The organism is Lactiplantibacillus daoliensis (genome assembly GCF_005405005.1).
Classification (GTDB): Bacteria; Bacillota; Bacilli; order Lactobacillales; family Lactobacillaceae; genus Lactiplantibacillus; species Lactiplantibacillus daoliensis.
Genome location: NZ_BJDH01000011.1, coordinates 59,773 through 71,410, shown reverse-complemented (window position 1 = coordinate 71,410; position 11,638 = coordinate 59,773). Strand labels below are relative to the sequence as shown.

At 43.6% G+C, this 11,638-nt stretch carries 9 protein-coding genes; 8 read left to right on the top strand and 1 reads right to left on the bottom strand.

Annotated features, from left to right (window positions below):
* The first annotated feature begins 74 nt into the window (after positions 1–74).
* Positions 75–1,034 (top strand): S66 family peptidase, encoded by a 960-nt coding sequence (locus tag FFM64_RS11345; protein ID WP_137608145.1) that lies wholly within the window; start codon positions 75–77, stop codon positions 1,032–1,034.
* A 108-nt stretch (positions 1,035–1,142) separates the two neighbouring features.
* On the opposite strand, the gene FFM64_RS11340 is transcribed toward FFM64_RS11345, so the two are convergent.
* A complete protein-coding gene (locus tag FFM64_RS11340) occupies positions 1,143–1,403 on the bottom strand; it encodes a hypothetical protein (protein WP_137608144.1) in 261 nt (86 codons plus the stop codon).
* A gap of 182 nt (positions 1,404–1,585) precedes the next feature.
* On the opposite strand from FFM64_RS11340, the gene FFM64_RS11335 reads away from it, so the two are divergent.
* From FFM64_RS11335 to FFM64_RS11310, 7 genes are all read left to right on the top strand, one after another.
* A complete protein-coding gene (locus tag FFM64_RS11335; RefSeq protein ID WP_137608143.1) occupies positions 1,586–1,915 on the top strand; it encodes an ArsR/SmtB family transcription factor in 330 nt (109 codons plus the stop codon).
* A gap of 88 nt (positions 1,916–2,003) precedes the next feature.
* Complete coding sequence (locus tag FFM64_RS11330; protein WP_137608142.1) at positions 2,004–2,555, top strand: TetR/AcrR family transcriptional regulator; 552 nt, start codon at positions 2,004–2,006, stop codon at positions 2,553–2,555.
* Positions 2,556–2,586: 31 nt separating this feature from the next.
* Positions 2,587–5,817, top strand: a complete 3,231-nt coding sequence (locus tag FFM64_RS11325; RefSeq protein WP_137608181.1) for a YhgE/Pip family protein — start codon at positions 2,587–2,589, stop codon at positions 5,815–5,817.
* 146 nt (positions 5,818–5,963) lie between these two features.
* Positions 5,964–7,715, top strand: a complete 1,752-nt coding sequence (locus tag FFM64_RS11320; protein WP_137608141.1) for an ABC transporter ATP-binding protein — start codon at positions 5,964–5,966, stop codon at positions 7,713–7,715.
* Positions 7,715–9,502: an ABC transporter ATP-binding protein gene (locus FFM64_RS11315; RefSeq protein WP_137608140.1), complete on the top strand. Its 1,788-nt coding sequence runs from the start codon at positions 7,715–7,717 to the stop codon at positions 9,500–9,502. The genes FFM64_RS11320 and FFM64_RS11315 overlap by 1 nt, the downstream gene beginning before the upstream one ends.
* A gap of 41 nt (positions 9,503–9,543) precedes the next feature.
* Positions 9,544–9,678, top strand: a complete 135-nt coding sequence (locus tag FFM64_RS12480) for a hypothetical protein (protein ID WP_263390201.1) — start codon at positions 9,544–9,546, stop codon at positions 9,676–9,678.
* Positions 9,679–10,406: 728 nt separating this feature from the next.
* Positions 10,407–11,582: an MFS transporter gene (locus tag FFM64_RS11310; protein ID WP_137608139.1), complete on the top strand. Its 1,176-nt coding sequence runs from the start codon at positions 10,407–10,409 to the stop codon at positions 11,580–11,582.
* The last annotated feature ends 56 nt before the right edge of the window (positions 11,583–11,638 follow it).

Here is an 11,638-nt window from a genome sequence, read left to right as displayed (position 1 = left end):
AATTTGTCAGGCGTTTTTTTACACGAAAAATAAGTGTATGATTAAATAAAGATTAGAAATAGAGGCGTAGTGTGATGGAAATAGGTTATTTTTCAGGATCAACGCCGATTACGGCATTGTCGCCGCAACGGTTTCAACGAGCCCAAAAATTTTTAAAACAACGGGGAGTCCGGTTAGTTGCTGGTAGCCTGACTGGAAAGCAAGATGGGTATCGTTCGGGGTCAATTCAAGCACGAGCTGATGAGATTAATGCTTTGATTCATCAACCGACCATTGATGTAATCATGGCGACGATTGGTGGTACGGTGACCAGTTCCGTGTTGCCTTATTTAGATTATGCCTATCTGGAACAACATCCGAAAACGGTTGTGGGCTACTCAGATGCCACCGCCTTACTATTGGCCGTGCAGACGCAGGCGCCAAGTTGCCGAGTGATTTATGGCCCAGCATTAGTAGCGTCATTGGGCGATTGGTCCCCATATGTGGAACAGACTTGGGCTTATTTCAAACAAATTGTGAGCGCCACTGGTCCAGTGACAGTCTCGGCTCCTAAAACTTGGACTGATGAACAAGCTAATTGGGAAAATTTTGACCATCCTAAGCAACAGCACGCTAATGCGTGGCATTACATTGGCAAGTCAATGTTGAGTGGTCGTTTGATTGGTGGTAATTTGGACACGATGTATGGTTTCTTTAAGTCTGACTACTTTCCTAAGTTAACGACTGACGATATTTTATTCATTGAAGATGCTGAAAAAGATGCCGCCACGGTAGAAAAGAACTTCTCAATGTTGAAGTTGGCTGGTGTGTTTGACCAAGTTAAAGGAATTATTTTGGGAAAGCATGCTTGCTTTGATCCAGCTAGAACTGACTATCGTCCTATTGATATTTTACAAGAAGTTTTGGGCGCACAGCAGTTACCAATTGTTTATGATTACGATAGCTGCCATACGATTCCGATGATTAGCACGCCACTGGGATCACAGGTAGCAGTTGATGCGCTCAAGCAAACCATCACTTTTTCAGATTTTTGAAAATAGACTGCTACTTGGCCGAATATGTAAAATAATCATTAAATGAACAGAGAAAGTCTCGCGTCTAAACCTGAAAATAGTTAGACTCGAGACTTTTTGGCTGGACTTTTACCATAATAGAATTGCAACTAAGATTAGTAGAACAAGATCGGTGACACTGTAACACCAATTCAGACGTTGTTTCCAGGCGCGGTAGCAATCAAATAAGCCAATTGCCCCGATGATTGTAAGTAAGGCGACCCCTGAAAATTGTAGGACGGTGGCATTCGCAGTCAGAACTGAGGGCAATAATAGCAGTTGGACGAGTAGCCAACAGCCTGTGACCAGGCCTAAGCGTAAAATAATGGCATCTTGATTTAATGGTTTCATTTGAATGCGCCTCCCAGTTAGATTTAATGTAATTGTAAGCGCTATCTAGAAATGATAGAAGAGCATTTGGACTAATTTGACTTAGAATCAGACAGTTTAAACTAAGTGTTGCAAAAAATCGGCAATCGCTGTAATATTGATATATTCTAATATTTGAATATAAGAATATAAGGAGGAGCGCTATGAATCCAAACGAAGCAGCTTTGCAAGAATTCCGCGATACGATTCCGATTTTTGAAGTCTTAGCGGATGAGCGTCGGCAACAGATCATGATTGAATTGACGCAGCATGCTAAAGGATTAACGGTTGGGGAATTGACCACAATTATGAAAATCTCGCAGCCAGCTGTGTCCCATCAACTGAAAACGTTGAAGGATCATCACTTTGTTAGTGTCGAGCATCAAGGAACACGTAACTACTATCGTGTCACCTTTGATGGTCCATTAACTAAGGTTGAACACTTAATTCACACTTTACGAGAAGACTTAAAGTTAAAGCCATATTTGCATTAGGGGATTAAAGTCGTTGCCGCGGGAGCAACGTTGTTTTGGGCCTGTTATATTCCTATATTCGAATGAACGAATACCATAAAAAGGGGTGGTGGCAATTTCAATTCGGACGGAGCTAGATTTGCAGCGTGCGATGTACGAGTTATTGGAACAGCAGTCAATCTCACAGATTACCGTTGAGCAAATTTGCCAACGTGCGTTGATTCATCGCAGTAGTTTTTATCGTTACTATACTGACAAGTTTGATTTGTTAGCGCAGATGGTGATGAAGGCTTTAGAAGAGTTATTGGCCGCTGAACAGTCGGATGCCGCAGGGTCTGCGGTGATGTCGCGCTTTATCGGCACGCACACGCAAATATTACGACACTTGTTGGTGACGAATACTGAGGGCGACAATGCGCGCTCGCAGCAGGTTATCAATGACTGTTTTCTAACAATTGCGCACTCTGGGGCCACGGATCGGGTATTTGTCATGATTCGAAATGCCCGCCAGCCGGATTTGACGGCATATTTAGTCAGCGGGGCCATTACCAGTATCGTACAGTGGTTAAGCAGCGATCGCCGTGACGGTGGCGATCCAAAGATTCAGGCAGCAATTGAGACAACGTTAGCATCGTTGTTCTCACTTGAACAACATATTTAATTTTTTTGAAGGAAGGTTTCAGGTTGTGAAAATGATTCGTGGGGAATGGCGGTCGATTTTCCACAGCAAGATTTTGTGGATTTCGGTAGCAGTCATGATTTTAATTCCATTTTTGTATAGTGTATTCTTCCTGACTTCGGTTTGGGATCCATACGGAGATACAAAGAATTTACCGGTAGCGGTAGTTAATGAAGATAAACCGGTAAATTATCAGGGTAAACGTTTAGCAGTCGGGGAAGAAATGGTCAAGAACATCAAGAAAAATGACCAACTTGGATGGCATTTCGTTTCGGCGGACGAAGCCCAAGCCGGCTTAGCTGATCACAAGTATTATACAGTTGTGACCATTCCAGCTAATTTCTCAAAACACGCAACGACGGTAACGAGTAAGCATCCACAAAAGATGAAGTTACATTACTCAACCAACGCGTCGCTGAATTACATTGCTAAAGTGATTAGTGATGCTGGTGCGACCCAGCTGAACCAAAACGTGCGGGCCTCAGTTACCAAAGCTTATGCCTTAGCAATGTTTGACCAAGTGAAAACAGCTGGTAAAGGCTTTAGTAAAGCCGCAGATGGGTCCAAGAAATTGGCTAAAGGTGGTAAAACCTTACAAGCTGGTTTAGTGACTTACACAAATGGTGTTGCTGATGTCGATAATGGTTTGAAGACCTTGAACGGTAGTACTGGTGCATTGGCTAGTGGTGTAAACCAATTAGCTAATGGTTCTGGTCAAGTTACTGACGGCTTGGCCACTTTAAATGGTAAAACTGGAACATTGGCTTCTGGTGTTTCACAATTAGCTAGTGGTTCTGGCCAAGTCACCAATGGTTTAGCAACTATGAATGGTAGTACTGGTGCACTGACAACTGGTGTTGCGAAACTAGCTGATGGTTCTGGTCAAGTCACTAGTGGTCTTAACGTTTTGAATAACAGTACTGGTGCACTGTCATCGGGGGTCGTTCAGTTAGCTGATGGCTCAAAAGCATTAAAGGTCGGTGTTGCCCAATATACTGACGGTGTTTATACGTTATCAACAGGGTTGAGAACTTTAGATAGTAAGACCGGTAAGCTATCTTCTGGTGTTCAACAGTTGGTTGATGGTTCAAATGGTTTGAAAGATGGCGTGGCAAGGTATACCGCTGGTGTTGCAGAAGCTAACGATGGTGCAAATGAACTTAAGTCAAAAACGTCAGAATTGCCTCAGCAAGCAAATGATTTATACAAAGGTGCCACTGATGCTGATAAGAGTATTAAGAGTTTGCAAGATGGTAGTTCTCAGATTACTGATGGCTTGAATCAGCTTTATGCTACGGGGACAAGCGATGAAAACAACCAACAAATTGAGCAACTTCAAGCAGGTATGACTGCAATGAATGCAGCTTTGACCGAACTTGATAAACAACTTTCGGCTAGTTCACAATCTGCTACTAATTCTAGCAAGCTATCAAGTTTAGTTGATACAATGCAGACGAATGTAAATACTCTAACTGATAGTGGCTCAAATGATAATGAGGCCTTGACGAAGGAAATAAATGCTAAGATCGAAGGGTTGAAGGATTCTCAAGGATTGACCGATGCACAAGTAAGCGCATTAGAGGATAGTTTGGCAAGTGTAAGTGCAACTAACACTAACACACAAGCCGCAAATGACCTAAAGACCAGTATGGCCAATTTGAAGTCAGCTGTTGCAAGTTCAAGCTCGACAGATAATACTAAAGCAACTAGTTTAGCTGAAAATTTCCAGGCAATTGAAGATGGCGTTAATAAGCTAATTGCAAATGTTAATGCAATGACAACCAGTTTAAATACTTTGACAACATACTCTGGTAACTTAACTGCTGGTTTGGGACAATTAAAATCCGGTACGGCTCGATTAAGTAGTGGATTAGATGCCTTAAACGGTCAAGTTCCAGCATTAGTCGGTGGTATTGGTGGACTAGCCACTGGAACTGATACATTGGTTGGAAAATCTGGTTCATTAAATACTGGTGCGGATCAACTTGATGCTGGTCTGAATCAATTGAATGGCCAAGTACCTGATTTGACGAGTGGTGTTGCACAACTATTTAAGGGTAGTACAGCTTTGACAGATAAGTCTGCTGCTTTAAATAGTGGTGCAGGTCAGCTTGAGGCTGGGACAACTCAACTGCAACAACAAGTACCAACTCTAGTTTCAGGTGTTTCAGCGTTATTTGCTGGGTCTACTCAAGTTAGTGATGGGTTAAATTCATTGAATAGTCAAGTACCAACGTTAGCTGCTGGTGTTAAAGCCTTGTTCAATGGTTCTAGTCAAGTAACAAGCGGTCTGAACTCGATGAACACACAAGTCCCACAACTTGTTAGTGGTGTACAACAGTTATTCAGAGGTTCTAGCCAAGTTACAACGGGCTTGAATGCTTTGAATGCTCAAGTACCAACGTTAGTTACCGGTGTTCAAAAGTTGACAGATGGTGCGGACCAATTACATGAAAACACACCACAATTATTGAGTGGTAACAAGAAGATTAAGAATGGTAATGCAACTTTAGCTAAGTCTTTGAAGAGTGGTGCAGACAAGGTTAATGCTACGCCATTGAAGAATGCGAATGCGCAAATGTTTGCAACGCCTTCTAAGTTGACACATTCTAACTACAGTTATGTGCCTAACTATGGTCATGCGTTAGCACCATATGTCTTGTCATTAGCGCTTTATGTTGGCGCAATCGTCTTCAACTTCGCTTACCCAATTCGGCGGATGTCTGACGATGATGGAACACCAACACAATGGTTCTTAAGCAAGATTGCGGTTGGTGCACCGGTTGCCGTCTTGATGGCAATTATCGAATGTGTAGCCTTACTCATCGTTGGCTTGAAGCCAATCAGCATGGCTGGTTACTTTACCACGGCGATTATGATTGCACTGGCGTCGATGTTTATAGTCATGTTCTTGTCGATGCTATTCGATAACCCTGGTCGATTCGTGGCCATGGTCTTACTGATGTTACAACTGGGTGGTTCCGGTGGGACCTTCCCAATGGAAATCACGAACCATTTCTTCAACGTGATTCATCCATTCTTACCATTGACGTACTCGATTCTCGCATTCCGGCAATCCTTAACTGGTGGCTGGGGCAACGAGACGTTTGTGTCATCAATCGTCATCTTAGCGATCTTTGCTATCGTGGCCTTGATCCTCTTATGGGCATCAATGGTATTCTTGAAGAAGCATAACATGCAAGAACCAGCTGAAGCACCAATTCAAATGAAAGCTGGCAAATAAGGGTTAATCAAAAGCGTCTTAGCAAATCTGCTAAGGCGTTTTTCGTTTGGCCCGATACGAACAGCAAAGCGTCGTTTGTTCGTTGAGTGTGTTATATTAGTCAATATCACAGTGAATTTTAATTTTCTTATTTTGGAGGCGCAATTGTGAGCATATTTCTGAAGTTAGGCTGGTATTTCCGCCGCGAATGGAAGCTGTATCTGGCGGGGGTTATCGGTCTTATTTTGACGGCCGTTATCGGGATTGTGCCGCCACGAATCATTGGGGATGTCGTGGATGGCATTAACCAGCATAAGTTGACGGCTCAATCACTGACAATTTATTTAGTCATTATTGCCGCCGCAGCGGTCGGACAATACTTAACACGGTACCTATGGCGAAATGCCATCTGGGGCGGCGCGGCCGGCCTTGAACGCACGTTGCGGGAACGACTCTTTTGGCATTTTATGAAAATGGACGCCACTTTCTATCAAAAGTATCGTACTGGGGACTTGATGGCCCATGCTACTAATGACTTGACCGCCGTTGAACGGGTCGCTGGCGGGGGAATCTTACAATTTGCCGATTCCATCATTACTGGTGGGACGACGCTGATTGCCATGATGATGCTGATCGATTGGCGTTTAACGTTGATTGCGGTCGTACCATTTCCATTATTAGCCGTGGTTTCATGGTATTTAGGTCAGAAGATCCATGTGGCTTTCCGGTCTTCACAAGCCGCTTTTTCACGATTAAACAATAAAGCGCAAGAGAGTATTAGTGGTATCAAAGTGATTAAAGCGCTCGGTCAAGAAAAAGCCGATGTGGCCGATTTTAACGATCAGATTGATCAAACAATTAAAATTAATCGACACGTCAACTTTCTAGATTCATTATTTGACCCTGCCATCACCTTGATTATTGCGTTATCATACGCAGCGACAATCATTTTAGGTGGGATGTATGTGATGAATCACGTGATTACGATTGGTAATCTGGTCTCATTTATCACGTACCTGGGCATGATGGTTTGGCCGATGTTTGCGGTCGGCATGCTATTTAACACGATGGAACGTGGGAATGCGTCTTACGACCGCGTCATGGAATTATTGAATCAGCAGAGTGCCATTATTGACCGTAAGAACGGTCTTGAACAACGGCCAACCGGTGGGATGCACTATGCCGTTGATAAATTTAATTATCCTAACGATGCCGGAACTAGCTTGAGCCAAGTGCATTTTGACTTGAAAGCTGGCCAGACTCTTGGAATCGTTGGTCGAGTCGGTTCTGGTAAGTCGACGATTATGCGCTTGATTTTGCGGGAGTTTGATAATTATGACGGTCAGATTCAATATGGTGGTCATGATATCAAGCACTATGCACTCGACAGTTATTTGCCAGCGATTGGCTATGTGCCACAGGATAGTTTTCTGTTTTCTAATACAATTCGAGAGAATATTCGATTCGCTGATCCTAAGGTTTCACAGGAGACAGTTGAGGCAGTTGCCGACAAAAGTGATCTGAGCGGTCAAATTGCTGGCATGACTGAAGGCTATGATACGCAAGTCGGCGAACAAGGAATTTCGCTTTCTGGTGGACAACGGCAGCGATTAGCCATTGCGCGGGCCCTGTTGATTAACCCAGAGTTATTGATTTTAGACGATGCGTTATCAGCCGTGGATGCAGAAACGGAAGCGGAGATTCTCGCTAATTTGAAGGCGGAACGGGCCGACAAGACCACGATTATTGCCGCTCATCGCTTGAGTTCGGTCATGAACGCGGATGAAATCATCGTGATGGATGAAGGTCGGATTGTCGAACGCGGAACGCATTCACAATTAATGCAACAACATGGTTGGTATCAAGAAATTTTTGAGCGCCAACAATTAGAAACTAAAGTGGAAGGGGCGGTGCAATAATGGCACAACGTCAATCAGTTTGGGCGCGAAGCATGCCGGTCAAGGAACAGTTGACGGTCATTCGGCGATTATTGCCCTATGCCAAGCCATTCAAATGGTTCTTTATCACGACGATTATGATGTCAGGCCTCATTAGCCTAGTTAATATCTATTTACCAAAGGTACTGCAACTGTTTATTGACCGTTATTTACGAACGGGTCAGGCAACGATTGCAATTCTGTGGTATTTTGCTGGCCTGTACTTCTTTGGCATGATCGTTCGTGCGGCGATGCAGTTCTTCCAGAATTACACGAGTACGATGGGTGCCGAGTACATGTTGGAAAACGTCCGGCGTCAGTTGTTCCAGAAGTTGCATCGGATGGGCATGCGGTATTTTGACCAAGTACCTGGTGGCTCAATCTTGTCACGGTTGACCAACGATACGATGTCATTTTCTAATTTCTGGGCGCTATTCAATACCTTATTTACGGCCTTTTTTGCCGTAATTTCGTCATTTTTAGCCATGTATTTTACGGACCACGAGATTGCTTTGTGGTTACTCGTATTCATGCCATTTTTGGCTGTTTCGATTTGGTATTATCAACGGTATAGTTCACGCGTTTATCGACGGATGCGGGAACGGTTGAGTGAATTAAATACGAAGTTAAGTGAAGCCATTACTGGCATTAGCGTTATTCAGCAGTTCCGACAAGAACGGCGAATCAACGATGAATTTGATCACACCAATGATGCTTATTTTAAGACGCGACAGGCGATGATTCGAACCAATTCGTTACTTTTGAGTCCCATCATCAACTTGTTTTACGCTTTAGGAACGGTCATGATTCTAGGTTTCTTCGGTGTTCGTGGCTTAAATGGTTACGTGGCGGCTGGGGTTGTTTACGCGTTCATTACTTACCTGGATAACTTTTACAATCCAATGACTCAAATGATGGATAATCTCTCCGATTTTCAAGATGGGGTCGTTGCGGGATCACGGGTTTTGCGGATTATGGATGATCAAACGATCGCACCAGCGCAACATGCCGATCCGGATGCAAAAATTACGCGTGGGAAGATTGAGTTTAAACATGTGACCTTTGCTTATGATGGGGTACATCCAGTTTTAAATGATGTGTCATTTGTCGCTGAACCTGGTCAAACGGTTGCTTTGGTTGGTCAGACTGGGAGTGGCAAAACTTCAACTATCAATGTTTTAATGCGGTTCTATGAATTCCAATCTGGTGAAGTCTTAATTGATGATCGTGATATTCGTGATTATCCAGCGAAAGAATTACGCCAGAAACTGGGGCTGGTTTTACAAGAGCCATTCATGTTTTATGGTGATATTAAATCAAATATTCGGATGTTTGACGAGTCAATCTCAGATGAACAAGTTGAAGCGGCGGCTAAGTTTGTGACGGCCAATGAATTTATTGATGAGTTGCCACAAAATTATGAGTCGCGAGTGATTGAACGCGGGGCAAGTTATTCCTCTGGTCAACGCCAACTGATTTCATTTGCACGGACGATCGTCACTGATCCCAAAATCTTAATTTTGGATGAAGCGACGGCCAATGTGGATACGGAAACCGAAGAAATGATTCAGACTGGATTGAGTCGCATTCAACGAAATCGGACAACGATTGCGATTGCTCATCGGTTATCGACGATTCAAAATGCTGACTTGATTTTAGTGTTACATCAAGGAAAAATTGTGGAACGTGGGACAAATGATGAGTTACTGACCCAACAAGGGTACTACTATGATATGATTCAATTACAAAATTCGGCGCATGCCAAGTAAACTGTGTTAAGCTGAATGTAAATAAACGCGAGGTGGCGCACATGTTACGAAAAGGTGCTGTGTTAACAGCTGGCTTAATGTGCTTGTTGAGTGGGTTGAATTTGGTGATTGCGGTCTTACGACTTCGTGAGTCGGCGTATCCTAAAAAGTTAAAAATTAAAATCAAATTGAAGTAAGCTAAGACAGCGACTGCATTAATGGGTCGCTGTTTTTTTATTATCAAAAAATTGAAAGTTGAAAATTACTGGTCTGCACCATTAAGTCAACAATCAGGTAATGAAAACTAGTCGATCACTGCTACTTCCGGTTGTTGTCGATAGCATGCGGACGAGGAACCGGTCCAAGCCTAAGAAACGTCTTGAACCTCGCCCAGAAGCTTTGCCAAGACCGCAAATCTCCGAGCTGTCCATGGTGTAAGGCCGGCAAAAGGAACGCCGGTCAAACGCCACCTGCACGTCCGATACTATCGGCAATGACCTCCAATCAATCAGTTAGTTACGGTTAGCGGAGTCAGTCGAAATCGGTGTGCAGTGTCGGCGAGATTAGTCTGCGTTCCTGGCTGACTAATCTCGCGGGGCAATTCAAAGACGTGTTTTGTCGGCTTTGAGACCGTACCTTGGCTGGCGCCGTCCCCTCACAGCACACCGGTTTTGACTGACGGAGCGCTAAAATTTAGGTGAGTCTACTTTAGGCGCACTGGTTACTGTTACTGCAATATTTGTGATGCTTTTGAGTCTTTCAAACTTTAATTATTAAAAAATTGAAAGAATATAAAAATAAACGCGCTAGTTTTCGGCAGTCGAGACGGGTACAATTAGGATAAAACAAATTAGTTGTTTGACTCACTCATGTACAACACTGGTAATAGTTTCATGAGTATTCAGCCAAAGGGGATGAAAAGTGGTTGCGAGAAACACATTCACATAATTTCAGTTACTACTTAGTCAGTATGGCAATTACATTCTTTGGTTTTTATGGGTTTATGTATTTAGTATCGGTCCAATTAATTGAAGCGACTGGCAGTCCTAAGTTATTAGGGCAGGTCTTAGCACTGACGATGGCACCAGCATTAATATTAAATTTAGTGGCTGGAGTGCTGATTGAACGGACCAATCCGAAAATTGTGATGCTCGTTACTGATCTGCTGACGGGATTATTATTTGTTGCTGCGGCGTTAGTGATGACGAATCCAACTTGGCAAGTGGTCACGTTGGCGACGGTTTCGGTCGTGAATAAAGCTATTGGTGTCTTTTATAAATTAGGTAATAAGACCATCGTGCCACGCTTATTTGCCCCGCAGCAGATTACCCGTGTCAATGGGTTTCAAACCCAAATTCGCCAAGTCGCAATTATTAGTGCTTCGATGTTAATTGCGAGTTTGCTGATCTGGGTCCCCGCCCGGAGTTTGATCCTGATAATGGGGGGCGCTTTCTTATGTTCGGCATGGTTAGATCAGCGATTCCAATTGCGGCCCTTGGCAGTTCAACAGTCAGTGAAACGACCAAAGCTGTCACCAGCTTGGCGGTTATTTCGGCAACGGCCAGACCTAATCAAGTTGACAAGTTTAGCAATCATCGGCTGTTTAGTGGATGCGGTCGTCGCGGTCTTTGTACCGTGGCTAGTTTTAACGACTTGGCACTCGAAGCTTGCGCTATCACTTTATCTCGGTTGTGAAGCGGGTGGCATCATTATGGCACCACTGCTTAAACGCTGGTTGCCGCGCTTAACTGCCGTTCAACTGAGCTATGGTGCACTAATAAGTCTATTAATGTTAGTGCCACTACCACCGTTGTTTGGGGTTGGTTTATGGTTGCTGGGAAGTCTACGTGGTTGTTTTAATCTGAAATTTTATACCTATTTTCAAACACAAGTACCGGCTAACTTTGTCAGTCGGTTGCTGGCATTAACCTTGGTTTTTACAGATGGTACTGCCGCGCTGGGCGCTTATTTAGCACCACAGCTAGTCCAATGGTGGGGCATTTGGGGACTACTAGTTTTGAGTGGCGGACTTATCCTAATGACTGCTGCAATTCAGCTTGAATTTCGTCGTCAAAGGGTTACTGAGCGAGTGGTGGATTGAATTTTTGAACTTTTTTTGCTAAAGGGGTTGCCTTAGACCAACTCGAAGCTATTAAA